The organism is Streptomyces sp. NPDC040432, assembly GCF_055595445.1.
In genome coordinates, this window is the sequence record NZ_JBVIVP010000006.1 from 196,336 (window position 1) to 221,425 (window position 25,090).

The 25,090-nt window shown below is 72.5% G+C and carries 25 protein-coding genes, 1 tRNA gene and 1 pseudogene; 15 read left to right on the forward strand and 12 right to left on the reverse strand.

What is annotated here, in order from left to right:
* Positions 1–41 precede the first annotated feature (41 nt).
* Positions 42–115: transfer RNA gene (locus tag ACZ58N_RS16145), tRNA-Trp, on the forward strand.
* 152 nt (positions 116–267) lie between these two features.
* Here ACZ58N_RS16145 and ACZ58N_RS16150 read toward each other — a convergent pair.
* From ACZ58N_RS16150 to ACZ58N_RS16165, 4 genes and pseudogenes are all read right to left on the reverse strand, one after another.
* Positions 268–571: pseudogene (locus tag ACZ58N_RS16150) on the reverse strand (hypothetical protein).
* Positions 568–1,032 carry a glycine-rich domain-containing protein gene (locus tag ACZ58N_RS16155; protein WP_471159555.1) on the reverse strand — a complete coding sequence of 155 codons (465 nt, stop codon included), beginning with the start codon at positions 1,030–1,032 and terminating at the stop codon, positions 568–570. The pseudogene ACZ58N_RS16150 and the gene ACZ58N_RS16155 overlap by 4 nt, the downstream one beginning before the upstream one ends.
* A gap of 87 nt (positions 1,033–1,119) precedes the next feature.
* Positions 1,120–1,287 carry a hypothetical protein gene (locus tag ACZ58N_RS16160; protein WP_471159557.1) on the reverse strand — a complete coding sequence of 56 codons (168 nt, stop codon included), beginning with the start codon at positions 1,285–1,287 and terminating at the stop codon, positions 1,120–1,122.
* Positions 1,284–1,514 (reverse strand): hypothetical protein, encoded by a 231-nt coding sequence (locus tag ACZ58N_RS16165; RefSeq protein WP_471159559.1) that lies wholly within the window; start codon positions 1,512–1,514, stop codon positions 1,284–1,286. The genes ACZ58N_RS16160 and ACZ58N_RS16165 overlap by 4 nt, the downstream gene beginning before the upstream one ends.
* Positions 1,515–1,709: 195 nt before the next feature.
* Between ACZ58N_RS16165 and ACZ58N_RS16170 the strand changes: the two genes are divergently transcribed.
* The 6 genes from ACZ58N_RS16170 to ACZ58N_RS16195 all read left to right on the forward strand — a co-directional run bounded on the left by ACZ58N_RS16170 (position 1,710) and on the right by ACZ58N_RS16195 (position 5,462).
* A complete protein-coding gene (locus tag ACZ58N_RS16170) occupies positions 1,710–1,973 on the forward strand; it encodes a hypothetical protein (protein WP_471159561.1) in 264 nt (87 codons plus the stop codon).
* Positions 1,942–2,472: a DUF6879 family protein gene (locus tag ACZ58N_RS16175; protein ID WP_471159563.1), complete on the forward strand. Its 531-nt coding sequence runs from the start codon at positions 1,942–1,944 to the stop codon at positions 2,470–2,472. The genes ACZ58N_RS16170 and ACZ58N_RS16175 overlap by 32 nt, the downstream gene beginning before the upstream one ends.
* Positions 2,473–2,494: 22 nt before the next feature.
* Complete coding sequence (locus tag ACZ58N_RS16180) at positions 2,495–3,346, forward strand: helix-turn-helix domain-containing protein (protein ID WP_471159565.1); 852 nt, start codon at positions 2,495–2,497, stop codon at positions 3,344–3,346.
* A 138-nt stretch (positions 3,347–3,484) separates the two neighbouring features.
* Complete coding sequence (locus tag ACZ58N_RS16185) at positions 3,485–4,093, forward strand: hypothetical protein (protein ID WP_471159567.1); 609 nt, start codon at positions 3,485–3,487, stop codon at positions 4,091–4,093.
* Between the two features lie 86 nt (positions 4,094–4,179).
* Positions 4,180–4,407, forward strand: a complete 228-nt coding sequence (locus ACZ58N_RS16190) for a hypothetical protein (protein ID WP_471159570.1) — start codon at positions 4,180–4,182, stop codon at positions 4,405–4,407.
* A gap of 242 nt (positions 4,408–4,649) precedes the next feature.
* Entirely contained in the window at positions 4,650–5,462 is an 813-nt protein-coding gene (locus ACZ58N_RS16195; RefSeq protein WP_471159572.1) for a tRNA(His) guanylyltransferase Thg1 family protein, read from the forward strand.
* Positions 5,463–5,584: 122 nt separating this feature from the next.
* Here ACZ58N_RS16195 and ACZ58N_RS16200 read toward each other — a convergent pair whose 3' ends face one another.
* The 5 genes from ACZ58N_RS16200 to ACZ58N_RS16220 form a co-directional block, all read right to left on the reverse strand.
* Positions 5,585–5,818 carry a hypothetical protein gene (locus tag ACZ58N_RS16200; protein ID WP_471159574.1) on the reverse strand — a complete coding sequence of 78 codons (234 nt, stop codon included), beginning with the start codon at positions 5,816–5,818 and terminating at the stop codon, positions 5,585–5,587.
* 185 nt (positions 5,819–6,003) lie between these two features.
* Complete coding sequence (locus tag ACZ58N_RS16205) at positions 6,004–6,384, reverse strand: VOC family protein (RefSeq protein ID WP_471159576.1); 381 nt, start codon at positions 6,382–6,384, stop codon at positions 6,004–6,006.
* 868 nt (positions 6,385–7,252) lie between these two features.
* On the reverse strand, positions 7,253–8,092 hold the full coding sequence (locus ACZ58N_RS16210) for a sugar phosphate isomerase/epimerase family protein (RefSeq protein ID WP_471159578.1): 840 nt from the start codon (positions 8,090–8,092) through the stop codon (positions 7,253–7,255).
* Complete coding sequence (locus ACZ58N_RS16215; RefSeq protein ID WP_471159580.1) at positions 8,089–8,568, reverse strand: DUF993 family protein; 480 nt, start codon at positions 8,566–8,568, stop codon at positions 8,089–8,091. Before ACZ58N_RS16215 ends, ACZ58N_RS16210 begins: the two co-directional genes overlap by 4 nt.
* Positions 8,565–9,716: a Gfo/Idh/MocA family protein gene (locus ACZ58N_RS16220; RefSeq protein WP_471159582.1), complete on the reverse strand. Its 1,152-nt coding sequence runs from the start codon at positions 9,714–9,716 to the stop codon at positions 8,565–8,567. Before ACZ58N_RS16220 ends, ACZ58N_RS16215 begins: the two co-directional genes overlap by 4 nt.
* Positions 9,717–9,926: 210 nt before the next feature.
* On the opposite strand from ACZ58N_RS16220, the gene ACZ58N_RS16225 reads away from it, so the two are divergent.
* Positions 9,927–11,000, forward strand: coding sequence for a LacI family DNA-binding transcriptional regulator (locus tag ACZ58N_RS16225; RefSeq protein ID WP_471159585.1), 1,074 nt, complete (start codon positions 9,927–9,929; stop codon positions 10,998–11,000).
* Between the two features lie 188 nt (positions 11,001–11,188).
* Here the strand turns inward: ACZ58N_RS16225 and ACZ58N_RS16230 are convergent, their stop codons facing one another.
* The gene (locus ACZ58N_RS16230; protein ID WP_471159587.1) at positions 11,189–11,452 is read right to left on the reverse strand and encodes a hypothetical protein; all 264 of its coding nucleotides are present in this window, start codon (positions 11,450–11,452) and stop codon (positions 11,189–11,191) included.
* 980 nt (positions 11,453–12,432) lie between these two features.
* Between ACZ58N_RS16230 and ACZ58N_RS16235 the strand changes: the two genes are divergently transcribed.
* From ACZ58N_RS16235 to ACZ58N_RS16255, 5 genes are all read left to right on the forward strand, one after another.
* Positions 12,433–14,265 carry a glycoside hydrolase family 35 protein gene (locus tag ACZ58N_RS16235; RefSeq protein ID WP_471159589.1) on the forward strand — a complete coding sequence of 611 codons (1,833 nt, stop codon included), beginning with the start codon at positions 12,433–12,435 and terminating at the stop codon, positions 14,263–14,265.
* A 14-nt stretch (positions 14,266–14,279) separates the two neighbouring features.
* Positions 14,280–15,347, forward strand: coding sequence for a galactose-1-phosphate uridylyltransferase (galT, locus tag ACZ58N_RS16240; protein WP_471159591.1), 1,068 nt, complete (start codon positions 14,280–14,282; stop codon positions 15,345–15,347).
* Positions 15,344–16,501, forward strand: a complete 1,158-nt coding sequence (gene galK, locus ACZ58N_RS16245) for a galactokinase (RefSeq protein ID WP_471159593.1) — start codon at positions 15,344–15,346, stop codon at positions 16,499–16,501. Before galT ends, galK begins: the two co-directional genes overlap by 4 nt.
* A gap of 359 nt (positions 16,502–16,860) precedes the next feature.
* Positions 16,861–17,808: an aldo/keto reductase gene (locus ACZ58N_RS16250; protein WP_471159595.1), complete on the forward strand. Its 948-nt coding sequence runs from the start codon at positions 16,861–16,863 to the stop codon at positions 17,806–17,808.
* Positions 17,805–18,800, forward strand: a complete 996-nt coding sequence (locus tag ACZ58N_RS16255; protein WP_471159597.1) for a D-2-hydroxyacid dehydrogenase family protein — start codon at positions 17,805–17,807, stop codon at positions 18,798–18,800. The genes ACZ58N_RS16250 and ACZ58N_RS16255 overlap by 4 nt, the downstream gene beginning before the upstream one ends.
* A 149-nt stretch (positions 18,801–18,949) precedes the next feature.
* On the opposite strand, the gene ACZ58N_RS16260 is transcribed toward ACZ58N_RS16255, so the two are convergent.
* Both ACZ58N_RS16260 and ACZ58N_RS16265 read right to left on the reverse strand, forming a co-directional pair.
* Positions 18,950–19,816, reverse strand: a complete 867-nt coding sequence (locus ACZ58N_RS16260) for an ABC transporter permease (RefSeq protein ID WP_471159599.1) — start codon at positions 19,814–19,816, stop codon at positions 18,950–18,952.
* A complete protein-coding gene (locus ACZ58N_RS16265; RefSeq protein WP_471159601.1) occupies positions 19,813–22,533 on the reverse strand; it encodes an alpha/beta fold hydrolase in 2,721 nt (906 codons plus the stop codon). Before ACZ58N_RS16265 ends, ACZ58N_RS16260 begins: the two co-directional genes overlap by 4 nt.
* A gap of 176 nt (positions 22,534–22,709) precedes the next feature.
* Between ACZ58N_RS16265 and ACZ58N_RS16270 the strand changes: the two genes are divergently transcribed.
* The gene (locus ACZ58N_RS16270) at positions 22,710–24,317 is read left to right on the forward strand and encodes an ATP-dependent DNA ligase (protein WP_471159603.1); all 1,608 of its coding nucleotides are present in this window, start codon (positions 22,710–22,712) and stop codon (positions 24,315–24,317) included.
* 58 nt (positions 24,318–24,375) lie between these two features.
* Positions 24,376–25,077, forward strand: a complete 702-nt coding sequence (locus ACZ58N_RS16275; RefSeq protein ID WP_471159605.1) for a helix-turn-helix domain-containing protein — start codon at positions 24,376–24,378, stop codon at positions 25,075–25,077.
* Positions 25,078–25,090 lie beyond the last annotated feature (13 nt).

Below are 25,090 nucleotides of genomic sequence, written 5' to 3' on the forward strand. Positions count from 1 at the left end.
TGGATCTTCGGTCGGTGTCGTGTCATGGTTGGTCTCGCCGAAGGGGTGTAGCTCAGATGGCCAGAGCAACGGTCTCCAAAACCGTAGGTCGCAGGTTCGACTCGTGCCGCCCCTGCTTGATTGCGCAAGAGACGAACGGGCTCTGCGCAGGGAAAGGGTGAGAGCCCCGCCGTTGGATTGGCGGGGCTCTCACGCTTTCATGATCGCCTACTGGCCCTTGCTGGCCCGAACGTTCAGCAAGCGGGTAGCTCTGCAGGGCACCCCCCCCTACACGGGCGGACGGCCGGGGGTCGGGGTGGGCGGCGGCGAAGGCAGCTGGGCCAGGGTCCGGCGGCATCTGCGGTCCGCCCGGGGCGCCGTGCTTACCCATCTTCAGGCGGCGAGCCGTCAGGCCGTAGATGCCCAGCGGCGGGAACTGCACCACCCGCGGCGGGTACCCGCCCTCGGCGCACGGCACGCACAGCAGGTCTCGTCGGAGCGGGGTGGGGCGGACAGTGCCCACGGGTGCCACCCAGCATGCCTCGCAGGTCGTGACGTCCGTCGTGGTCTCACAGAACTCGGTAGTGATCACGTCCACAGCTCCTTGTCGACGGTGAAACCGGCGTGCTCGATCGCGGCGGCCGTCCGCTCCTCCCAGCCGGGTGCGGGCTGTACGCCGCCCGCCACGGCCGGGTAGTGGTGCACGAACCCGTCGAGGCGGGAGCCCAGCTGCTGGTAGATCTCGGTGTTCTCGATGAGGGCATGCCAGCCCGCATCGACGAGCGGGGACGGCACGAGCCCGTCGGTTCCCTCGGCAACCGAGGCGACGAACTTCAGGGCCTCGACGATGACCCGTTCGGCCATCTCCCACCCCATGCCGGGGTGCCGCTGCGAGAGGGTTGCGGTCACGGTCATGAACGCGTCGGCGTCCAGGAGCGCACGGGCGTCGCGGGACCCGGGCGCCGCGGTGAGCACACCGGCCGTGACAGCGGGCGCGGGCTGTTCGCCTTGGCGGCCGGCGCTACAGGGTGGCGGTGGGGCTGGAGTGGACATGGATCTCCCTTGGTCGAGGGGATGCGGGTGTGGGCGGTGGTGGGGGCCCGGCCGCCGGGATACGGCGGAGCACCAGCGGCCGGGAGTTCAGTAGCCGCGCTCGCGTTCGGCAGCGGTGATCGGCCGGCACGACGGGTCGCCGCGGCGGTGCTGGTACTGGTCGGGCCGGGCCCCGGACATCGAGTGCCCGATGACGGTCTCGAAGTCGGCGCCGAGCGGCCGCTGGCACCGCTGGCAGATCCGACCCGCGGTCATGGCTGTTCCAGCGCCTGGGGGGACGCCGTGACTTCCCGGCCGTCCGCGCGCCGGATGTACGCGGTTCGGGCCCACGTCTGGCGGCCCCCGGCCATTCCGACGGGTTCCCGGACGACGGCCATCAGCTCTCCCTGGGCTCCGGTCGCCTTGTCGCGCACCTGCTGGTGCAGAAGCGGGTGGTCCTCGTGATCGAACGCCAGGTTGGCTCCGGTCTCCCGGACTTCCATGCCGGTCTCCCTACCGTCGTCAGCGGGTGGTGCCACTGAGCGTGGCGATCCGCGACGCAAGATCGCCACGAATGTGCATGGATGTTCACGAGATGCCATCGCACGTGGTGAAAGTCCGAACGCGCTCTTGACGACGGCCCTCGAACACATCAACGTCCTGTACATCCGTGCACATCGGAAGCGCTGGAGGCGGCAATGACCTTACGGTTCATCGGTATTGACCCTCACACAGGGACCGCGGAGAGTCCGACAGTCTGGGTGGATGAGGAGAAGCGAGAGATCGTGATCCAGGGGTGGAAGCCCGGGCCCGAGCTGGAAGCGCAGTGCGCGGTGTTCCAGGTGCCCGGCCACGCGCAAGGGATCCCGCCGAACGAGGCGGTCGTAAGGGTGCCCTTCCGCATGGCGGCGATGCTGAGGGAGGCGTGCGATGCAGCAGAGCGTGCTGCCAACGTTTCCTGAGCTGTTCGACGGGGCCGTCAGCAGTGCTGTGCACCTGGAGATGCGCGACAGCTACGGGGTGGCCTCGGAAGCGGGGGATTTCGCGACCTGGCGAGCGACCGGCGAGCGGGACATGGATCCCAACTCGCCGTACTGGAAGCCGTGGGTGGACCTCGTCGGGCGCGCGGTTCGGCGGGGCGTGGTCGTCCGGCGGGCGCGCATCATCTCGATGCCGGCCAGCGACTACATCCGCTACGAGCACTCGGCGGCCGGTATCAACGTCGCGGCTGGGGAAGAGGTCCGCTGGTTGCCGCGCCGCGAAGCATCCGACATCCCACTGCCGGGGAACGACTTCTGGCTCTTCGACGATCGCTTGATCAGGTGGAACCACTTCACCGGCGAAGGTGCGTCAGCAGAAGGAGAAGTCAGCCAGGACCCGGCAGCGGCCCGGTTGTGCGCTGATGCGTTCCGTGACGTGTGGGCCAGGGCCTACCCTCACGACTCTTTCAAGATCTACTAGCCGAAGGCGTACAGGCCAGCTCATGCCCGCTTCCCCATCCTCGTCAGCACAGGCCGCGCGTGAACGCGTCGCCGACCGGCTGCGCACGTTGCGAGCCGACGCGGGTATCACCGGGGGCGAGCTGGCCCAACGCTGCGGGTGGACGCACTCGAAGTCCTCTCGCATCGAGAACGCGCGAACCCCGCCGTCACCGGACGACATCCGGCGGTGGTGCGAGGCCTGCGGTGCGACTGTTGAAACGGCCGATCTGATCGCGCAGTCACGCAACGCCGAGACTATGTACAAGGAGTGGCGCCACCAGACACAGGGCGGGTTGCGACGCCTTCAGGACTCATGGGTGCAGTTCTTCCAGGGGACTCACCTGTTCCGGATCTACTCGTCCACCCTCGTCCCGGGACTGCTGCAGACGGAGGGCTACGCGGCTGGCCTCCTCGACGTCATCGCCCGCTTTCAGGAAGTCCCCGGCGGCGGTCTGGACGCCGCCCGGGCTCGCGTCAGCCGCTCACAGGTCATCCATGACCCAGGACGCCGAGCCGTCCTGATCGTCGAGGAGGCCGCTCTGCACTACCGGATGGGAGATGCGGAGGCCATGGCTGCTCAGCTCGGCTACCTGCTGACCGCTGGCGCACTGCCCGGTGTATCGCTGGGCGTCATTCCTTCGGCCTTGGGGTCTCGTCCTGTGTGGCCCGTGGAGACGTTCCACGTGTACGACGATGCTCTCGTCTCGGTGGAGCTCCTCTCAGCACAGGTGAAGATCACGCAGCCGTCTGAGATCGCGCTCTACCTCAAGGCGTTCGAGCAGCTGCGCTCGTCCGCCGTGTACGGAGCGGAGGCGCGCGCCCTGATCCTCAAGGCCATCAACGCGCTCGACTGACCCCGAACGCACGGAGACGCCCCCTCCCGTCCGAAGGCGATAGGGGGCGTGGTGCTTCTATGCTCCAGTTCCGCAACGAGCCCATACGGGTGCGCGAGGAGAGCTACGGTTCCAGCCTCACGACCAGGAGGAACCGCCATGCGCGCCCGCACCACTGTCATCCTCGCTGTCGCCACGCTCGCCCTCGCCGCGTGCAGCAGCGACCCGAAGCCCGCTGACGAACCCAAGAACCCGACCGCCGCCGCGGCCGTCAGCCAGCCCGCTCCGTCCGCGCCAGCCGCCGCGCTCCAACTCGGTCAGCCCGCCGCGACCGTCGGCGCGGGCGGCACCGGCCGCCTCGAAATCACGCCGACGAGCATCGTCTACGTCGCCGCGGCGCCCGGGTCCAAGCCGACGAAGCAGACGTTCGCGGTCGTCGCCTACAAGGCCCGCGCGACCACCGCGGTCGCAGCCGATCAGGCCGCGCCGATCGACGCCGGTGGCTGGAGTTGGGCGGCGCCCGACGGGCAGGCGATCGAGCAGGGCAACGGCGAGGCGTACAACGTGGTCGCCGACTCGTTCAACGCGGGCCGGACCGTGCAGCCAGGCACCCATGTTCTCGACTCGGCCGTTTTCGACCTCGATACCGTGCAGGCTGGCGGGACCCTGATCTACACGGACGGTGTGGGAACTGCGTACCGGTGGATGATGCCGAAGCAGGACTCGGGCCCGCAGGTCGACCAGCTGAAGAAGGAACTCGCGCCCTGACGCACGAAGCCGCCCCGTTCCAGCCCGCAGGCCCGAAAGGGGCGTTCGTCCATGCGATGCGGGCCAGGCGCAGCCAGGAACCCCCCTTGACGACCGTCGGGGCCGCGGACGTCACCGTCTGCGCCCACCGCAACCGATTGCTGCCAGCCGTGGCCGACACCCGGAGCACGCCGGTCGGCCGGACCGCCGACCCGGTGGCCACGATCCCGACACCGGAGCTGGTCGCCGCGTCCAGGCGCCCCTGCTTGATCGACCCGATGTTGCCGGTGTTCCTCGACGGCATGGGGCGGAATCGGGCAGTACGGCCCTACTGAAGACCCCAAAACGGTAGGTCGCGGTTCGACTCCTGCCGCCCCTGCCAAGCGCGTATGACGCGGTAGCAGGCAACACGACGAATGCCCGTACGGGAGCACCTCCCGCACGGGCATTCGCCGTTGGTCGTTCCATGTCCGTCGGGGGGCTTTCGTTCTCCCGGGGTCCGACGCGGCGGGCACATGGGGCCGTCCATGGTCATGGGCGCGGATAGCCTGGCCGCACACGAACCGGGGGGCCCACCTTGAGCGACACCACCGCGCTGGGCGACCGCATGAAGCGGTACGAGGCCGCGCACAGGACCGTCCTGCCGCGCTCCACCTATACGATCCTCCGACTCGACGGGCGCGCCTTCCACACCTACTTGAGGGACGCCGACAAGCCGTTCGACATGGCGTTCGTGGCGGACATGGCCGCCGTCACGGAAGCGCTCTGCACGGAGGCGGCGGGTGCGGCGATCGGGTACACCCAGTCCGACGAGATCAGCCTGCTCCTCACCGACTTCGCGACGCCCGCGACCGAGCCGTGGTTCGGCGGGGTCGCGGCCAAGCAACTGTCCGTCGCGGCGTCCTTGGCGACGGCCGTCCTCAACGAGCGACGCCCGGGGCGACGGGCGCTCTTCGATGCGCGCGTGTTCACGATGGCGGACCCGGTGGAGGTGGCGAACTACTTCCTATGGCGCCAACGGGACGCCATCCGCAACAGCGTCGCCATGGCCGCGCAGGCCCACTTCCCGCACAAGCGGCTCCACCGGGTGTCGACCGGGGGGATGAAAGGGCTCCTGCGATCGGAGAAGGGCGTCCACTGGAACGACTACCCCGACGCCTGCAAGCGTGGCCAGGTCGCGACCAGGGCAACCGGTGAGCGGACGGTCGAATACGTCGACAAGCGCACCCGGGAAACCGTGCGCACCACCGCGGTCCGTTCGTGGTGGGAGGTTTCGGGGGCCCCGCAGTTCACGGCCGAGCCCACGGGGTGGCTGGCCGGGATGATTCCCGACCTGCCGGCCCTGTCGGTGGCGGGCCGGTGGGGTGCTGACGGACCGGTAGCGGGGTGACGGACCCGGTAGCGGGTGACGGACCCGGTATCGACGTCGAGCGCCGGGGGAGGGCCCGCCGCCGCCGGATGCGGTGACGGGCGCCGACGGGCCACCACACCTTCGTGCGGCGGCCCGCCGGGCTACCGGGGGGACGGGGTCTGCTGGGTCACCTCGTCACGAATGAGGTAACGGTGCTGCTCGTAGACGAGACGGGCGTCGTCGCTGGGGAGCGGATCGCTCCGCAGGCCGCAGGCGCAGGTCACGGTGGTGAGGCCGGACAAGGGCCGGTGTGCCTGACCGAGGCTCTCCGGGTGACTGTCGCCCTGGTGGTTTTCGAGGCGGAGACGATGACGGGAGGCAGGGGGCTTGCTCATGCACCCATCATCGCTGCTGGGACGCCCGGGTACCGGCTGCGGCTCGGTCGTGCACACCGAGCGGCGGCACCGTCCCCTCGACAGGCGGGGCGGCGCGGCCCGCGCCGGGGAGGCCGGGGCCGGGATACGAAAGATCCCGGAGCCCGGACGGCGCACGCCGACCGGAACGATCCGAAGGCGACGGATCAGCCGCCGTACGGGCGGGTGATGATCTCCATCCCGTGGCCGGAGGGATCAGGGAAGTAGACGCCGCGACCGCCGTCATTGTGGTTGATCTCGCCCGGCTGCCTGCCGTGCGGGTCGGCGAAGAACGGAATCCCCGCGGCTCGGATCTTCTCGAACGCCGAGTCGAACTCCTCCTCCGGGATCAGGAACGCGTAGTGCTGCGCCACGATGGACTCGGCGGGGATGGTCGCGAAGTCGAGGGTGACCCCGTTGCCGGTTTCCACGGCGATGAACGGGCCCCACTCCGTACCGACTTCGAGACCGAGGATGTGCGCCAGGAAAGTGGCGGACTCCCGGTTGTCACGGGAGTGGATGATCGTGTGATTGAGCTGGACCGACATGAGTGAATGCCTCCGCAAGGCATGTCACGGACACCTCCATGCCTCACCCGGTCGGTGACCGACACGCGATGCCGTCGGACCGACCTTAGGCGGCCCATCCGGGTGAAGTCCAGCGCCATCTTCCCAGCACCTCCTGCTCCGTCCCTGCCGACTCCCTCCTCGTCCGGGCCTCCGATGGCGTCGCCGTGTAGCGCGGACACGACCTGCGCCGCGCGAGCGCGAGCCCGGACGGCAGGGTCCCCAACTGTTGCCGGACGAAGCGGAGATGGGCATGGAACACGGCACGCGACCTGGCGGCTCCGCACGGCGCCGGCCACCGTCCTTCCGGTCCCGAACCACGCCACCCCGTCGCCCCGGACCGGCCGCCACGTGCCGCACGGACCCGGCTGCCGACGCGAAGTGCCAGAGCTCGATCCGCAGCCGGTTTCCCGTGACCACCGAGCCCACGCTCGGAGGTCGGAACACCACCACGACCACCACCGCGGCCGGTCGGTGCCATCCGACGGTCGGTGCGCCCGGGGTCCGGGTCGGGTCCGAGAGGCACGGGGAGGTGGTGCCGACCCGGGGTGACGCGTCCGGTCACCCTGCTCACCGAGCTCACCGAGCTCACCGAGCTTCGCGAGCCGTGACCGGGAACGGCTTCTCCGCGACGGGGAGCGCGCCGCCCAGCAGGAGTCCGCGCCGGCGCGCGCATCGTCCCGTGGGAGTCACGGGTAGGTTCGGCAGCCGCTCGCTCCGCGGGCTCCGGCACCCAGTGCGCCCCTGCCCGCCGCAAAGGGAAGGAGCGCCTACCACGCACCCCGGTCACCACAACCTGCTCGTCCCGTCCGTACTGTTCCCCGGGTGCACGCCCGGACCGCTTCCCGTCCTACTCGACGTGTCGCCTGTAGCGTTCGATCACCTCCTTGAGCACCTCGGAGCCGTCCCGCGCCCACAGATCCGGATGGAAGATCTCCACCTCGACCGGCCCCCGGTAGCCCGCCGCGTCGGCCAGCTCCCGAAAGCCGCGCAGGTCGACGCAGCCGTCACCGAGTTGCCCCCGACCGAGCAGCACCCCCTCGGGGAGCGGGGTCACCCAGTCCGCCACCTGGACCGACGCCAGCCGCCCGGCGCCACCGGCCCGCCGCAGCTCGCCGGGCAGCCGCTCGTCCCACCACAGGTGGTAGGAGTCGGCGACGACCCCCACCCACTCGGCGGGGAACTGTTCGGCGATGTCGAGGGCCTGGCCCAGCGTGGAGACCACACAGCGGTCCGCGGCGAACATCGGATGCAGCGGCTCGATCCCGAGCCGCACACCGAACCCGGCGGCCCATGGGGCCAACTCGCCGAGCACGTCGACGATCCGTCGGCGCGCCCCCACCAGGTCGCGGTCGCCCGCGGGTAGACCTCCCGCGACCAGGACCAGGACGTCGGCCCCCAGCTCGGCGGCTTCCTCCACCGCCCGCCGGTTGTCCCGGAGCGCCGCTGCCCGGCCCGCCGGGTCGGCGGCGGTGAGGAAGCCGCCCCGGCACAGCGAGCTGACGCGCAGCCCGGCCCCGGAGACGAGCTCGGCCGTCTTCCGCACGCCGAACCCGCGCACCGGCTCCCGCCGCAGCCCCACCGCGCTCACTCCCGCTGCCGTGCACCCGGCGACGAGTTCGGGCAGCGACCACTGGCGGATCGTCTCCTGGTTGAGGCTGAGCCGGGCCGGAGCCGTCGCGCGGGTCACGAGGTCACCTCGACCACGTGGGGGAGCCGGCGGGTCCGTGCCTCGGCGGGTCCTGGATCGGGGAGCAGGCCGAGCGGGCGGGTGGACGACGCGAACGGGTGCCGGGCCGGTGCGACCGTCGGGTCCGGCAGTGCGCGCGTGCGCGCCGGGTTGCCCTGGTCGAGGGCGACCGCGGCCCCGGCGGCGATCGGGTCGAGGGGATCGAAGGCAAGAGTCATTCTGCGCCGGGCGGTGTCCATGGTCTCCGCCACCCCGAGTCCCTGATCCCACAGGCGGTGTCGGCACGCCGGCGTGCCTTCCCTCTCGATCCTCGGGCGGCTGTCGGCCGACGTGGCGAGCGGGTCGGCGGCCACCTGGGGCGCCGCGTGGGACACACGGGTGCGGGCCGGGGCGGGTACCGGGGGCGGCAGCGGCGGGGTGTGGGGCCTGTGCAGCGGCAACCTGCCATCCGCGGAAGGGAGCAGGATGTTGTTCACAGGGTCACCTCGGGCACCGCGAGCCGTCGGCCTTCCGCGGAGGAGCGTAGGCCGAGCTGAGCCAACTGCACCCCGCGGGCCCCCGCGAGCAGGTCCCATCGCCAGGGCTCGTCGCGCACGACGTGACGCAGGAAGAGTTCCCACTGGGCCTTGAAGCCGTTGTCCGTCGGGCTGTTGTCCGGCACCTCCTGCCACTGGGCGCGGAAGGGTTCGGTCTGCGGCAGATCCGGATTCCACACCGGCTTCGGCGTCGCGGCGCGGTGTTGGACGCGGCAGCCGCGGAGGCCGGCGACGGCCGTTCCATGCGTCCCGTCGACCTGGAACTCCACCAGCTCGTCGCGGTGCACCCGCACCGCCCAGGAGGAGTTGATCTGGGCGACGGCGCCGCCCTCCAACTCGAAGATCCCGTAGGCGGAGTCCTCCGCAGTGGCCTCATACGGCTTGCCCTCCTCGTCCCACCGCCGAGGGATGTGGGTCCGGGCGAGGGCCTGGACCGTACTGACCCGGCCGAAGAGTTCGTGCAGCAGGTATTCCCAGTGGGGGAACATGTCGGCCACGATCCCCCCACCGTCCTGCGACCGGTAGTTCCAGGACGGGCGCTGTGCGGCCTGCCAGTCCCCCTCGAACACCCAGTAGCCGAACTCGCCCCGCACGGAAAGGATCTCACCGAAGAATCCGCCCTCGATCAAGCGCTTCAGCTTCAGGAGGCCCGGCAGGAAGAGCTTGTCCTGCACCACGCCGTGCTTGACCCCGGCCGCCTCGGCGAGTCGGGCCAGTTCCAGCGACGACTCGAAGGTGAGGGCGGTCGGCTTCTCGCAGTAGACGTGTTTCCCGGCGGCGATGGCACGGCGGACCGCCGGTACGCGGGCCGCGGTCACCTGCGCGTCGAAGTAGATCTCCACCGACGGATCCGCCAGCACGGCCTCCAGATCGGTGCTGAAGTCCTCCAGGCCGTGCCGCTCGGCGATGGCCCGCAGCGCGGTCTCCCGCCGGCCCACCAGAACGGGCTCCGGCCATAGCACCGACCCGTCCCCGAGGTCGAGCCCGCCCTGCTCGCGCAGCGCGAGCAGGGACCGGACCAGATGCTGCCGGTATCCCATCCGTCCGGTCACGCCGTTCATCGCGATCTTGATCGTCCTGCGTTCCATGAGGTCCTCCGTCGGTTCGTCGCTCTTTTCGTCCGTATCCGCGCCTTGTAGAAAGCGCTTTCTCTCGAATGAGGCTAGGCCTCGCGTCCACCACTTGACAACCCTCGTTCGAGGGATAGAAAGCGCTTGCTGAATGTGCCATGGTGGAAATCCACACCGGATGGGACGACGACCGGGGGCGGCCCGCGAGGGCAGAAGGAGAGGTTCGGCATGGCGGTCACTCTGGCCGAGGTCGCGATGCACGCAGGCGTATCGCCGGCCACGGTCTCACGCGTACTGAACGGCGGCTATCCGGTGGCCGGCGGCACCCGCACAAGGGTCGAGCAAGCCGTCGAGGAACTGGGCTACGTAGCCAACGGCCCCGCCCGGGCACTCGCCGCAGCCACCTCGGACCTCATCGGCGTACTGGTGCACGACGTCGCGGACAGCTTCTTCGGCGTCCTGGCCGGCTCCCTCCAGGGCGCCCTGGACCCGACCGGTCGCGCGGAGCCGCGCCGCCTGGCCGTCGTCTGCAATACCGAGGGCGTCCCCGCAGCCGAGATCGCCTACCTCACCCTGTTGGAAGGACAGCGGGCCGGGGGCATCGTCCTCACCGGCGGGGCCGTCGAGGATCCCGACCACACCACCGCGCTCGCCGCCCGGGTCGCGCGCATAGCGGCCACCGGGGCGCCCGTGGTCCTCTGCGGTCGCCCGCCCCTGCCCGTTGACGCCGGGCTACCGGTGGCAACCGTCGTGTTCGACGACCGGGGAGGGGCCTTCCGTCTCGCCGAGCACCTTCTGGCCCTCGGCCACCGTCGCATCGCCTACGTGGCCGGTCCGCCCGGGCTGAGCAGCTCCCGCGAACGCCTCGCCGGACACCGGGACGCCCTGGCGCGCCACGACCCCGCCCTTCCCGAAACCTGCGCCCCGCTGATCGTGCACGCCGGGTTCGAACGGTCCGCGGGCTATGACGCCGCCCGGGAGCTGCTCCGGCGCGCCGTGCCCTTCACCGCCGTCGCGTCGGCCAACGACGCCGTCGCGACGGGTGTCGTCGCCGCGCTGCGCGAAGCGGGCCTGCGCATCCCAGAGGACGTCTCCGTCGCCGGCTTCGACGATCTGCCGTTCTGCGTGGACACCGCCCCCGCACTCACCACGGTGCGGGTGCCGCTGCGCGAGGCCGGGATCCTGGCCGCGAACCTGGTGACCGGTCGCAGAACCCCACCCCCCGGGGGCATCACCACCCTGGCCACCGAGCTCATGGTGCGAAGCTCCACGGCCCCGCCGCCCGAGGGGAGCAGACCGTGAACCCTGTAGGTCTTGCCCTTGGCCGAGGAGGTGGCGGCGGCACCGGCCGAGGGCTGGGCCACCTCCGTCGCCGTAGGTGATCAGTGCCAGGGCCCTCCGCCACCCGCACACCTCGGGCCTGGAGATGCGGGATCGGCATGACGGCATCGGCATGACGGCATCGGTGTCCTTGTGGATCAGCACCGCGGTCACCCCGCCGAACTCATGGCTCCGCACAGGTGGGCCAAGGTGCGGGCGAGGCCGCCAGTCACCCCGGCATCCCTGAATCCGGCCAGGGTCGCACCGGTCCTCGCGGCCCAGGTCCCGGCCGCCGTGGGCCAGGGCGGGGTCGGCTCCGGCTCCGGGTCGAGGGTGCTCACGGCGGCCTCGAACCCGGGGCGCGGGGCGCAGGCGGGCGGTCGTCGGTGGGTTTCCTGGCCGGAGAGGGCGATCCGCCGATGCCCCTGGTCCACCGGGTGTCGGATGGGCTCGCGCCGCCCCGTGGGCGTGGTCGGACACCACCCGGTCCGGCGTCGCGGCGGGGTGTCCCGCAGGGACGGTCCGCCCGACCAGCACGGTCGGCACGTCGGACTCCGCCGGGCGGACGCCTTCTCCGGGAGCGGCGGAACCGGCGTCCCAGCTCGGGGCCAGGGGCAGCCGTCCGCCCGGTGGAGAGCCGGCGCTCGGCCCGGGTGCGGTCCTCGCCTTCAGGTGGCGCGTCAGCCCGACGGTGAGGCGCTACGGCCCGTGCCTCGACGAGCGCGCGGGCACCCCGATCGACCTCGGCGTGCAACACCCGGTGGTGGGGATCACCATCCCGACCACGGGGCCCGTCTCGGAACCCGCCCGCACGGGCGGGCGGCGCCGGCCGCTTCGGGGAACCGCGCCGTGCGTAACAGTCGGTGGTGGGGGACACCCTCTCCATCACCAAGCCCGCCCATCGCGGAACCCGCCCGCCCGTCGCGGACCCCGTCCGGGCGTGCGCCCGGCCGGCGGCGGACGCTTCGGGGGAGCCGCGGCGTGCGTCCTGCGACCTGCTGATCACCCCGTGCATCCGTTGGATCTCGCCCCGGGCGGGCGTCGCCTCGGCGTCCCGGCGCCCGGTGACGGCCGAAACGCCGAGCTCGTGGGCCGGGCCGGCCCCCCGGACGTTGCCGCGGGCCCGTACGAGCGCCGCCACCTGCGCCTGACGTCGGTCCACACGTGGTCCCACGAGGGCCCCCTGGTTTCCGGCGGGTCCGAGCCGTGCCGGCCGGTGGGCCAGGACGGGATCCGAACGGTCCGTTCGTGCGGCCATCGCAGGTATTCGATCCGATCGATCCGGTCGATCCGATCGATCCGATTGGTTCGATCGGATCCGCTCAGCCGGTCATTGACCGGGCGGACGGGGCGTTCATATATTCGGCTCCGTCCTCCGCCTCACGGTATCTCGACCTCTCCCGGGAGCCAGCGCATGCTCACGCACGACCAGGACGGATTCCGCCGGGCAGGGCGCCCCCACCGCATCGTCTCGGGTGCGCTCCACTACTTTCGGGTCCATCCCGACCTGTGGGAGGACCGGCTGCGGCGGCTGAGGGCCATGGGGGCCAACACCGTGGACACGTACGTCCCCTGGAACTTCCACGAGACCGGCCCGGGCAAGGGCGACTTCACCGGCCCGCGCGATGTCGGCCGGTTCCTGCGCCTCGCCCAGGACATCGGGCTCGACGCCATCGTCCGGCCCGGACCCTACATCTGCGCCGAATGGGACTTCGGGGGCCTGCCCGCCCGCCTCCTCGCCGTCGACGGCCTGCACCTGCGGTGCTCCGACCCCCGCTTCCAGGCCGAGGTGGACGGCTGGTTCGACCTCGTCGTCCCCGAGTTGCTGCCCCACCTCGCGAGCCGCGGGGGCCCCGTGGTGGCCGTGCAGATCGAGAACGAGTACGGCTCGTACGGCAACGACGCGCGATACCGCGCGCACGTCGACAACGCCCTGACCCGACGCGGTCTCGACTGCCTGCTGTTCACCGCGGACGGCGCCCAGGACGCCATGCTCCAGGGCGGCACGGTCCCCGGCCGGCTGGCGACGGCCACCTTCGGAGCCCGACCCGCCGAACGGTTCGACGTCCTGAGGCGCTACCAGCGCACCGGCCCGCTGACCGCCATGGAGTTCTGGATCGGCTGGTTCGACCACTGGGGAGAGGGCCACCACGTCCGCGACGTAAGGGAGTCCGCCGAATCCCTCGACGAACTCCTCGCCACCGGAGCCTCCGTCAACCTCTACATGGCACACGGCGGAACCAACTTCGGCTTCTGGGCGGGCGCCAACCACACCGGGTCACGTCCCACGGACCCCGGCTACCTGCCCACCGTCACCAGCTACGACTACGACGCCCCGATCGGCGAGGCCGGCGAACTCACCGACAAGTTCCACGCCTTCCGCGAGGTCATCGGCAAGTACCTTCCGCTCCCCGACGGCCCGCTGCCCGCCCCGCCGCCCCGGATGGCCCCCGCCCGCGCGACCCCGGCCGGCGCCGCCCCGCTCCTGGGGGCGCTCAGGCTCCTTGGCGGCGGCCCAATCCGCAGGCCCGCGCCCGAGTCCATGGAGAAGCTGGGGCAGGACCACGGTCTGATCCACTACCGCACCACCGTCACCGGGCCGCGCGCCGCCATGCCCGTGCGGATCGACGGCCTCGGGGACCACGCCCACATCTTCGCCGACGGCCGGCTCCTGGGCACCCTCGACCGCAACGCCCCCGACGAGGGCATCGACCTGCCCGTCGGAGAGGCGGGTGTCGTACTCGACATCCTGGTGAGGGCCCGGGGCCGGGTGAACTACGGGCCGCTGCTCGACGACCGCAAGGGCATCTGGCGCGGTGTGCGCCACGGCCACCAGAACCTGTTCGAGTGGGAGATCACCCCTCTGCCGTTGACCGACCTGACCGGCCTCGACTGGTCGACGCCGGCGGGCACCGGGCCCGAGCAGGCCACCCCGACCGACGCCGACGGCGCCGACGCGACGGCGGAGCCCACCTTCCACCGCTTCTGCCACACCCCCCACGAACCGCCGGCGGACGCCTTCATCGACCTCTCCGGCTGGGGAACCGGACTGGTCTGGCTGAACGGCTTCCTGCTCGGCAACTACGACACCCCGCGCGGCCCGCAACGCACCCTGTACGCCCCCGGCCCCCTGTGGCGCGCCGCCGAGAACGAGATCGTGATCCTGGAAATGGAGCGCCCAGGCACCGAACTCCCGCTGAGTGACCGGCCCGATCTCGGCCGCCCGACCGCGATCACGCCCCAGTGAGAGAGGATCCGTGGGTGAAACGTACGAGCACCCGCCTCGCCGACGGCCGCGAGATCTTCTACTACGACGCGGATCCGGACCCGGGCACGGCAACCGGCCCCGCCCCCGTCCGCGCCGTTCCCGACACCCGCCCCCTCGAAGCCGGCGCCGGCGTCGCCACCTCCGAAGTACGCCGTGACCCGCTCCTCGGGGACGCCGTCGTCATCGCCTCCCACCGCCAGGGCCGCACCCACCTCCCGCCCGCGGCCGACTGCCCCCTGTGCCCCTCCACCGCAGGACGTGCGAGCGAGGTCCCGGCCCCGGACTACGAGGTGGCCGTCTTCGAGAACCGTTTCCCCTCCCTCTCGGGGGACACCGGACGCTGCGAGGTCATCTGCTTCACGCCCGACCACGGAACCTCCTTCGCGGAACTCGACGAGTCCCGTGCCGCACTGGTCCTGGCCGCCTGGACCGATCGCACCGTCGAACTCGCCGCGCGCGAAGGCGTCCGACAGGTCTACTGCTTCGAGAACCGCGGCACCGAGATCGGTGTCACGCTCGCCCACCCCCACGGCCAGATCTACGCCTTCCCCTTCGTCACGCCGCGCACCACCCGCATGCTCGCCACCGTCGCCGCGCACCGGGACCGCACCGGCGGCAACCTCTTCGAGGAAGTGCTCGCGGCCGAGCGCGCCGAGGGCACCCGCACCGTCCTCGAAGGGGAACACTGGACCGCCTTCGTCCCGTACGCCGCCCGCTGGCCCTACGAGGTCCACCTCCATCCGCACGCCCGGGTGCCGGACCTGCCCGCCCTCGGCGACGCGGCCCGCGGCGAACTCCCCGGGCTCTACCTCGAACTCCTGCGCCGCTTCGACCGACTGTTCGCAGGATCCGAACCGACGCCCTACATCTCGGCCTGGCACCAGGCGCCGACCGGCGAAGGGCGCGAGGACTTCGCGCTCCACCTTGAGCTGTTCACCATCCGACGCACCGCGGACAAGCTGAAGTACCTCGCGGGGACCGAGTCCGGGATGGAGGCCTACATGAACGACGTCCGGCCCGAGGACGCGGCCGCCCGGCTGCGGGAGGTGGCGAGCCCGTGAACCGCACGGCGCGAGAATTCCGGGACCTGTACGGGAGCGGGCCGGACGGGGTGTGGGCCGCGCCCGGCCGGGTCAACCTGATCGGCGAACACACCGACTACAACGACGGCTTCGCGCTGCCGTTCGCGCTACCGCAACGCACGGAGGTGGCCCTCAGCCGCCGCACCGACGGCCGGCTCAGGCTGCACTCCGCCGACGTGTCCGCCGGTGTGGTCACCCTGGACCTCACCGACCTCGATCCGGGTCGCGCCCCGCGCGGACCGGCCGGCTGGACGGCCTACCCCGCCGGGGTGGCGTGGGCGCTCCTGGAGGCGGGCCTTCCGGTCGGCGGGGCGGACCTCCACGTGCGGTCCGACGTACCTGCCGGGGCGGGCCTTTCCTCCTCCGCGGCCCTGGAGGTGGCCACGGCCCTCGCCCTCACCGAGTCGTACGGGATCCCGCTGCGCGGCCCGGAGCTGGCCGCCCTCGCACGTCGCGCCGAGAACGCCTACGTGGGCGTGCCCTGCGGGGTCATGGACCAGATGGCTTCGGCCTGCGCCACCGAGGGGCACGCCCTGCACCTCGACACCCGCAGCCTCGAACAACACCACATCCCCTTCGACTGCGCCGCGTCAGGGCTGCGGCTGCTCGTCCTGGACACCCGCGTCAAGCACGACCTCGCCGACGGGGAGTACGCCCGGCGCCGCACCTCCTGCCACCGGGCCGCCGAAGCACTGGGCCTGCCCGCCCTGCGCGACCTGCCGTACGAGGACCTGCCCGAGGCGCTGACCCGGCTCGCCGACCCGATCGGACGCCGCCGCGTCCGGCACGTCGTCACCGAGAACGAACGCGTCCTGCGGGTCGAGGCGGAACTGCGCGCGGGACGGCTGCGCGCCGTCGGCCCACTGCTCACGGAGGGACACGCCTCGCTGCGCGACGACTACGAGATCTCCTGCCCGGAGCTCGACCTCGCCGTGGCCACCGCCAACGCCGCCGGAGCGTACGGGGCCCGAATGATGGGCGGTGGCTTCGGGGGCTCGGCCCTGGCACTGATCGACGTGGACGCCGAGGCCGAGGTGACCCGCGCCGTCGTCGGGGCCTTCGCCGCAGCCGGATTCACTCCGCCGCACGTGAGCCGGGCCGTGCCCTCCGCGGGCGCGGGTCGGATCGGCTGAGGGCTGTCCCGTAATCCCCGGCGGGCGTACGACGCCGGCCACGGCACCTCGCCGCGTTGTCGGAACGCCCGAATACGCCCGGTACGAGGACGCTCCTCCGCCTTGCGAGGCACCGCGTCCGACGCCGCGCGCCGATCCACCGGGGATTACGGGACAGCCCTTGGGGCCCCGCGTAGAGCCCCGCCGACGTACCGGGGCGCCGCACACGGCAACGCGGACCCGACCGGCGGAACCCGGAGGAAACCGGGTCCCAAGGGCGTGACGCGGAGTTCACGGGCCGTACTACTCCTCCCGATCGGGCGGCCCTAGAGTGATCACTTGCCGTTCCGGCACCGGACGATCACGGAGGAGCGAAGCACATGCACCACAAGCCCCTGGGCCGTTCAGGACTTCAGGTCTCCGCCGTCGGCCTGGGCTGCAACAACTTCGGCGGCCGGCTCGACGCCCGAGCCACCCGCGCCGTCGTCGACGCAGCCCTCGACGCGGGAATCACCCTTCTCGACACCGCCGACATCTACGGCGGCAGCGGCGGCTCCGAGAGCCACCTCGGCCAAGCCCTCAAGGGCCGCCGCGACCAGGTCGTCCTCGCGACCAAGTTCGGTTACGACGGCGTCGACATGGGATACGGGGCCGCCGCCGGCGCCCGCGGCGGTCGCGCCTACATCCGGCGCGCGGTGGAGGCCTCACTGCGCCGTCTGGACACCGACCACATCGACCTCTACCAGCTCCACAGCCCCGACCCGACCACTCCGATCGCCGAAACCCTCGCCGCGCTCACCGAGCTCGTCACCGAGGGAAAGATCCGCTACATCGGGCACTCCAACCTCAGCGGCTGGCAGCTCGCCGAAGCCGCCCACGTCGCCCGCGAGACGGGCGCCACGCCGTTCGTGTCGGCGCAGAACGAATGGTCGCTGCTCCAGCGGTCCGCCGAACGGGAACTCGTGCCCGCGGCCCTGCACTACGGAGTGGGCGTCCTGCCGTACTTCCCGCTCGCCAACGGCCTGCTCACCGGCAAGATCCGGCGCGGCGCGGCGGTCCCGGCCGGCTCCCGACTCGAAGGGCGCGACGCCTACCTCACCGAGGAGCGCCTCGACACCGTGGAGGCGCTCGCCGCCATCGCCGAGAAGTACGACCGCACGGTGCTGGAACTCGCCATCGGCTGGCTCTCGGCCCGGCCCGGCTGCGCCTCCGTCATCGCGGGCGCCACCTCCGCGGAGCAGGTCCGCGCCAACGCGGCCGTCGCCGACCGCCCGTTGGAGGCGGAACTCCTCGCGGAGATCGACACCGTCGCGGGGAGCCCCGCATGACGGACGCCACCCCCGCGGCGGAGCCCCTGCGCTGCGCCGTCCTCGACGACTACCAGGGCGCGGCCACCACCCTCGCGGACTGGTCGGCGGTCGCCGCTCGGGGCGTCGAGGTGGTCACGTTCGACGACCACCTCGACGACGAGGACGAACTGGCCGCCCGTCTCGCCGGGTTCGACCTCGTCGTCACGCTCCGCGAGCGGGTGCCGTTCCCGGCGAGCCTCCTGGAGCGGCTGCCCCGCCTCAAGTTGCTCGTCGCGAGCGGCATGCGCAACTCGGTGATCGACTACGAGGCCGCCGCGCGCACCGGCCTGACCGTGTGCGGCACCGCCAGCTCCTCCACCCCACCCGTGGAACTGACGTGGGCCCTGCTCCTCGGCCTGGCCCGGGGGATCGCGGTGGAGGCCGCGGGCCTGCGGTCGGGTGAGGGACCTTGGCAGCGGACCGTCGGCGCCGACCTGCACGGTCGACGCCTGGGCCTCCTCGGTCTCGGCAAGATCGGCAGCCGGGTCGCGCGGATCGGCCTCGCCTTCGGCATGGAGGTGTCGGCCTGGAGCGCCAACCTCACGAAGGAACGTGCCGACGAGGTGGGCGTCGCCCTCGCCGGATCCCTGGAGGAACTCCTCGCGGACGCCGATTTCGTCTCCGTCCACCTCGCGCTCGGCGACCGCTCCCGGGGCCTGATCGGGGCGCCCGAACTGGCCCTGATGCGACCGCACGCCCACCTGGTCAACACCTCCCGCAGCGCCATCGTCGACCAGGACGCGCTCCTCGACGCCCTGCGCGAGGGGCGCATCGCGGGCGCGGCCCTCGACGTCTTCGACACGGAGCCGCTGCCCGCCGAGGACCCGGTGCGGACCGCCCCGAACCTCCTGGCGACGCCGCACCTGGGCTACGTCACACGGGCCAACTACGCCACGTACTACGGCGAGGCCGTCGAGGACGTCCTCGCCTTCCTCGACGGCTCACCCGTACGCGTCCTTCCACTGCCCTAGCGGGCCGCCCGGGCTCCCGGGCCGCCCGGGCCGTTTCCATCAGCCGGCCGGGCCGCCCGCCCGGCCCGCCCCGAACGCCCGAGGACCCCGCACCCCGCCGTCGCGCGGGGTGCGGGGCCCTCGGGCCGGATGCGGGCCGGGCGGCCGGCTCAGGACACGATGTCCTTGCGCGAGAACCCCCGGAAGGCCAGCGCGAACAGCACCACGGCGTACGACACCGACACCGCGGCGCCCTTGATCATCCCGCCCCACTCCAACTGCGGCTGCAAGGCGTCCGCCCACGCGAACTGCCAGTGCGCGGGCAGGAACTCGCGCCACGACCCGAGGGCGGTGACGGCGTCCAGCACGTTCCCGACGATCGTCAGGCCGACCGCCCCGCCCACCGCGCCCAACGGCGCGTCCGTCCGCGTCGACAACCAGAACGCGAGCCCGGCCGTGACCAACTGCGAGACGAAGACGAACGCCACGGCCAGCGCGATCCGCGGCAGCGTGTCCGCGGCCGGCAGCGCCCCGCCCGTCGGCAGCTTCAGCGGCCCCCAGCCGTACGCGGCCGTGCCCGCCGCCAGTGCCACCACCGGCAACAGCACGATCGCCGCCAGGCTGAACCCGAGGGCCACGACCAACTTGCTCCACAGCAGCCGGGCCCGGGGCACCGGCGAGGCCAGCAGGTAGCGCAGCGAGGACCAGCCGGCCTCGGAGGCCACCGTGTCCCCGCAGAACAGCGCCACGGGCACCACCAGCAGGAATCCGGCGGACACGAACAGGCAGGTGACCGCGAAGTTCGCGCCCGACTCCGTCGCCGTGTCGATGAGGCTGATCCGGCCGTTGCCGCCGCCCGGACCGTCGTCGCCACCACCCACCGCGAAAGCGATGATCATGACGAACGGCAGTGCGGCCAGCACGCCGGCCATCACCAGCGTCCGCCGCCGGCGCCACTGCCGCAGTGCCTCCACCCGCAGCGGCAGGGTGCGGTTCGCCCGGTAGCCCGGCGCGGTCTCCTGCTGTACGGCGCTCACGCCGCACCTCCGATCAAGGTGAGGAACGCGTCTTCCAGCCGCCGGTGCGGCCCCACCGCCGACACCGGGACGTCCAGCCGTACGAGTTCGGCGATCAGCCCGGCGGCGCTGACGCCGTCGAGCCGGACGAGGAGCCCCTCGTCGGCGGGCAGCACGGAGCCGACCCCCTCCAGGGCCGCGACCTTCTCCACGGTCACGGCGTCCACCGGCCCCTCCAACGTGACCAGCAGGGTGTCGCCGCCGCCGGTGATCTCGGCGACCTCCCCCGCCTGCACGAGCCGGCCCCGGTCCATGACGACCAGGTGCGTGCAGGACTGCTCCACCTCCGACAGGAGGTGGCTGGAGACGATGACGGTCCGCCCCGCGGCGGCGTAGCGGATCATCACGTCCCGCATCTCGCGGATCTGCGGCGGGTCCAGGCCGTTGGTCGGTTCGTCGAGGATCAGCAGGTCCGGCATGCCGAGCATGGCCTGCGCGATGGCGAGCCGCTGGCGCATGCCCTGCGAGTACGTCCGCACCGCACGCTCCAGCGCGTCGCCGAGCCCGGCGATCTCCAGCGCCTCCGCCAGGTGCGCGTCCTCGGCGGGACGGCCCGTGGCCTGCCAGTACAGCTCCAGGTTGGCGCGGCCCGTCAGGTGCGGCAGGAAACCGGCGCCTTCCACGAACGCCCCGACCCGCGACAGCACCGGAGCCCCGGGCCGGATGGGGTGCCCGAAGACCCGGATCTCCCCGGCGTCCGGCGAGATCAACCCCATCAGCATCCGCAGGGTGGTGGTCTTCCCGGCGCCGTTGGGTCCGAGCAGACCGAGCACCTGCCCCTTCTCCACCCGGAAGGACAGGTCCCGCACCGCGTACCGGTCCGCGGCCTTGGCGTAGCGCTTCGTCAGCCCGGTGATGTCCAGCGGTACGTCGGCCAGTGCGGGTTCGGGCTGCGCTTCTCCCACCCGGCTCCCGCCGCGACCCCCGCCGGTGCGCCGGATCCCGAGGAGCGCCACGGCGAGCGCCACCGCGCCGAGCGGCAGCCACCAGGTCCAGGCGGGCAGGTCGGCGGCGGCGGTCGCGACCCCGTCCGCGACGGGCACGGCCAGCGGGCCCTCCGCCGAGACGGTGTACGCGGCCGGTGCGGCGGGTGAGGCGTAGCCGAGGTCGGTGGCGGCGACCACCAGCCGCAGCCGGTGCCCGGCCCGGACGGCGTGGTCGATGGCCGGGAGCCGCAGCCGGACGGTCGCGGTCTCACGGGCGTCCTCCACCCGCACCGGGGCGACCAGCTGGTTCGGCAGCACCTGCTGCCGACCGTCGGGGCCGACGTCGTACACCTTGCCGAACAGGACGGCCGAACCGTCGCCGGCCGTCGACCTCACCTTCAGGGTTACGGCCGGGGTGCCGGTGATCCGCACGTCCTCGGTCAGCGGCTCCGATTCGAAGCGGGCGTTCTGCCCGGGGAAGTCCAGGGCGACACCGGTCCCGAGAGCGGCGAGCTGTCCACCGATGCCGGGCAGGGCCGACAGTGCGGGCGGCGTGCCGCCCGCCGGGTTCGCGAAGGTCTGCTCGCGACCCGACAGGGTGAACTCGCGTGGCGTGGAGCCGAGCCCCGGGTAGGTGTCGCCGGTCGCGCCGCGGAGCTTGATCTGCCCGTCGGTGGAGTCGATGCCGCCGGAGCGGGAGACCCGGAAGGCCGGGCCGGTGTCCACGCCCTCGTCGTCCTTGAGGTACCGGTCGAACCAGGCCGTGATCCGTCCCTCGATCCGGTCGGATTCGCGCATGCCGCCGTCGTGACCACCGGCTGCCCAGTCCACGGAGACGGGCGCGCCGTTCCCCGCGATGGCCTTCGCCATGGCGTCGGCCTGGTCGAGGGGGAAGAGGGAGTCGTCCTGGCCCTGCACGATCAGCGCCGGAACCTTGATCCGGTCGCCCACGGCGGAGGGGCTGCGCCGCTCCAGCAGTTCCCGGGCCTCGGCGTCGGGCTTGCCGGCCACCGCGACCCGCTCGTACATGGCGCACAGTTGCGGCTCGAACCGTCCGCAGCCCGAACCGGTGGCCGCAGCCGCAGTCGGGCCCGCGGCCGTCGGCGCCTGCGGACCGCCCTGGAGGCCGCCCGCCGCGCCGGTGGTGAAGAAGATGCCGGTCCACAGCTTCTTGAACACGCCCTGCGGGAAGAGCGAGTCGGCGAGGTTCCAGTACGTGATCTGCGGCGCGATCGCGTCGACCCGCCGGTCATGGCCCGCGGCCAACAGGGAGACGGCGCCCCCGTACGAGGCGCCCGCGACGCCCACCCGGGGGTCACCGGCGGCGTCCAGCCGCACCTCGGGGCGCTTCGCCAGCCAGTCGACGAGCGCGGACACGTCCTTGACCTCGTGGTCCGGGTCGTTGAGCCCGATCAGCCCGCCGGAGCGGCCGAATCCGCGCGCCGACCAGGTCATGACGGCGTACCCGTCGCGCGCCAGCCGCTCGGCCTGCGCGCGCACGTCCTCCTTGCTCCCGCCGAAGCCGTGGCCCAGCAGCACCGCGGGTCGTTTCCCGTTCCCGCCGCCGGCCGTGAAGTAGGAGGTGTCGATCCCGGCACCGGGCAGGTTCAGGACCTGGTCCTGGCGGTGCACGGCCGGCGCGTCCCCGGCCGCGGCGGCCGCGGTCCAGGTTCCGGCGCCGGCCAGGACGGCGAACGCGGCGACACCGGAGAGCAGGCGGTCTCGGCGGCGCCGTGGCAGTCGGAGCTTCATACCGAAACCCTAAAGCCCCTGGTCCCCCGACCCGAGCTCCTTCAGGTGTAGCCCCGCACCTTCTCAAGGACTACACCCGGTCACCCGCGTACCGCACCTGCGGTACCCGGCCGCGGTATCCGCCCCGGGCCGGACCCGGGCTGCGCCGCGGGCACGTCGGCGGCAGGATGGACCGCATGCTGCTCTCCGAGGTCGCGAGGGTGTCGCGGGAGGTGGCCGAGACCTCCGCCCGCTCCCGCAAGACGGCCCTGCTGGCCGACCTGTTCGCCGCCGCTCCGCCCGAGGAGGCGGCCCTGGTCGTCTCCTACCTCGCCGGGCGCCTGCCGCAGGGCCGGCCGGGCGTCGGATGGCGCACGCTCGGCCGCGCGAGCGAACCCGCAGCCGAGCCCTCGCTCACCGTGACGGGCGTCGACGCCGCCGTCTCCGCCCTCGCCGCCGTCGCCGGGCCCGGCGCGCAGGCCGAGCGCGCCCGGATCGTCGACACCCTGATGGGCGCCGCGACCGAGCCGGAACAGCGGTTCCTGCGCAGCCTGCTGTCCGGGGAGGTCCGGCAGGGCGCCCTGGACGCCGTGGCCCTTGACGGGGTGGCCGCCGCGGCCGGGGTGCCGGCGGCCGCGCTGCGCCGGGCCGTGATGCTCGACGGATCGCTGCCCCGGGTCGCCGCCGCAGTCCTGGCCGAGGGGGCGGCCGCGCTGAAGCGGGTGACCCTCCGGGTCGGACGGCCCGTCCAGCCCATGCTGGCCGGCACGGCCCCGTCCGTTGCCGCGGCCCTGACCGCGCTCGGGCCCTGCGCGGTCGAGGAGAAGCTCGACGGCATCCGCGTCCAGGTGCACCGCGACGGGGACGACGTACGCATCCACACCCGCTCCCTCGACGAGATCACCGACCGGCTCCCCGAGGTGGCCGAACTGGTCCGCACCTTCCCCGGGGAGCGGTTCATCCTGGACGGTGAGGTCATCGGGCAGACCCCCGACGGCCGTCCCGTGCCCTTCCAGGAGATCGCGGCGCGGGTGGGCTCCCGGCTGGACGTGGCCGCCGCGCGCCGGACGCTCCCCGTGACCGCTTACTTCTTCGACCTGCTCCTGTCCGGGGACAGGGTCCTGCTCGACCTCGGCGTGCGCGAGCGGTACGCGGAACTCGCCGCGCTGGTCCCCGAGGCCCACCGGGTGGGCCGTCTGGTGACGGAGGACCCGGTGACGGGGAAGGCGGGCGCCGAGGAGTTCTGGACGCGAACCCTGGACCGGGGTCACGAAGGGGTCGTGGTCAAGGCGCTCGATTCCGCCTACGCGGCCGGCCGGCGCGGAAAACAGTGGCTCAAGGTGAAGCCCGTGCACACCCTCGACCTGGTGGTGCTCGCGGTGGAACGGGGCAACGGCCGCCGTACCGGTCTCCTGTCGAACCTGCACCTCGGTGCCCGGGCGGCCGACGGTACCTACGCCATGCTCGGCAAGACCTTCAAGGGCCTCACCGACGCCATGCTGGCCTGGCAGACGGAGCGGCTGGGCGAACTGGCGGTGGAGGACGACGGGTACACCGTGCGGGTCCGGCCGGAACTCGTCGTCGAGATCGCCTACGACGGCCTGCAACGCTCCACCCGCTACCCGGCGGGCGTGGCACTGCGCTTCGCCCGCGTACTGCGCCACCGCCCGGACAAAACGGCGGGGGAGGCGGATACGGTGGAGACCGTACTCGCGCAGGGTGCCCGCGCGGGGACGGGCGCGGACGCCGGCCGGGACACCGGCCCGGACGATGCCGCGCGGTCCGCGCAGGCCGAGGACGAGTGATTTTGCCTCGGAGGCAAGCAACATTGCCAGAAAGGCAAGTCTCTGGCTCAATCGGAGTATGACTCCCGCCCCCGGGGACGGTCCCGACGACGACACGGCCGGTCCCGAGCCCGATCCGGACCGCGAAGCGCCCGACGGCATCCCCGCCGAGCTCCCCACCGTGGCCCCGCAATTGCGTGACCTGCGCCGACGTGCAGGACTGACGTTGGAGGCGGCTGCCGCGCGGGCCCGGCTCTCGCCCGCGCACCTGTCCCGCCTGGAGACCGGGCGCCGTCAGCCCTCGCTGCCGCTGCTGCTCGGACTCGCCCGCACCTACGGGACCACCGTCTCCGAGCTGCTCGGTGAAACCCCGGCCACGGCCGATCCCATCGTACGGGCCGGTGGTCCGGGCGCCCGCGAGGCCGACGGTTGGACGTACTGGCAGGCCGGCGGCTCCGGCCGCGGCATGCAGGCGCTGCGGGTGCACGTGCCCGCCCCGGCCGCGGTCGTGAAGGGGACGCGGGAGCGCGGGCAGGGCGAACTGGTGCGCGTCCATCCCGGGGAGGAATGGCTGTACGTCCTCGCGGGGCGGCTACGGCTGCACCTGGGGGAGAGCGAGCACCTGCTGGAGCCGGGGGACAGCGCGCACTTCGACTCGCTCACCCCGCACCGGATCGCCGCGGCCACGGCCGGCGGAGTCGACCTGCTGTTCGTCCACACACTGCTCCAGAGCAGCCTCGCGGGGCTGTGCCTCGGCGGCGCCGAGCACCACCCCCGCTGACCGAGGAGCCGCA

Bases quoted from the DNA above. Each gene is read 5' to 3' on its own strand.
- ACZ58N_RS16160 (WP_471159557.1), bottom strand. From the start codon at position 1,287: ATGACCGCGGGTCGGATCTGCCAGCGGTGCCAGCGGCCGCTCGGCGCC.
- ACZ58N_RS16180 (WP_471159565.1), top strand. From the start codon at position 2,495: ATGCCCGCTTCCCCATCCTCGTCAGCACAGGCCGCGCGTGAACGCGTC.
- ACZ58N_RS16155 (WP_471159555.1), bottom strand. From the start codon at position 1,032: ATGTCCACTCCAGCCCCACCGCCACCCTGTAGCGCCGGCCGCCAAGGC.
- ACZ58N_RS16275 (WP_471159605.1), top strand. From the start codon at position 24,376: ATGACTCCCGCCCCCGGGGACGGTCCCGACGACGACACGGCCGGTCCC.
- ACZ58N_RS16205 (WP_471159576.1), bottom strand. From the start codon at position 6,384: ATGTCGGTCCAGCTCAATCACACGATCATCCACTCCCGTGACAACCGG.
- ACZ58N_RS16270 (WP_471159603.1), top strand. From the start codon at position 22,710: ATGCTGCTCTCCGAGGTCGCGAGGGTGTCGCGGGAGGTGGCCGAGACC.
- ACZ58N_RS16175 (WP_471159563.1), top strand. From the start codon at position 1,942: ATGCAGCAGAGCGTGCTGCCAACGTTTCCTGAGCTGTTCGACGGGGCC.
- ACZ58N_RS16265 (WP_471159601.1), bottom strand. From the start codon at position 22,533: ATGAAGCTCCGACTGCCACGGCGCCGCCGAGACCGCCTGCTCTCCGGT.
- ACZ58N_RS16250 (WP_471159595.1), top strand. From the start codon at position 16,861: ATGCACCACAAGCCCCTGGGCCGTTCAGGACTTCAGGTCTCCGCCGTC.
- ACZ58N_RS16235 (WP_471159589.1), top strand. From the start codon at position 12,433: ATGCTCACGCACGACCAGGACGGATTCCGCCGGGCAGGGCGCCCCCAC.
- ACZ58N_RS16170 (WP_471159561.1), top strand. From the start codon at position 1,710: ATGACCTTACGGTTCATCGGTATTGACCCTCACACAGGGACCGCGGAG.
- ACZ58N_RS16220 (WP_471159582.1), bottom strand. From the start codon at position 9,716: ATGGAACGCAGGACGATCAAGATCGCGATGAACGGCGTGACCGGACGG.
- ACZ58N_RS16185 (WP_471159567.1), top strand. From the start codon at position 3,485: ATGCGCGCCCGCACCACTGTCATCCTCGCTGTCGCCACGCTCGCCCTC.
- ACZ58N_RS16225 (WP_471159585.1), top strand. From the start codon at position 9,927: ATGGCGGTCACTCTGGCCGAGGTCGCGATGCACGCAGGCGTATCGCCG.
- ACZ58N_RS16200 (WP_471159574.1), bottom strand. From the start codon at position 5,818: ATGAGCAAGCCCCCTGCCTCCCGTCATCGTCTCCGCCTCGAAAACCAC.
- ACZ58N_RS16255 (WP_471159597.1), top strand. From the start codon at position 17,805: ATGACGGACGCCACCCCCGCGGCGGAGCCCCTGCGCTGCGCCGTCCTC.
- ACZ58N_RS16165 (WP_471159559.1), bottom strand. From the start codon at position 1,514: ATGGAAGTCCGGGAGACCGGAGCCAACCTGGCGTTCGATCACGAGGAC.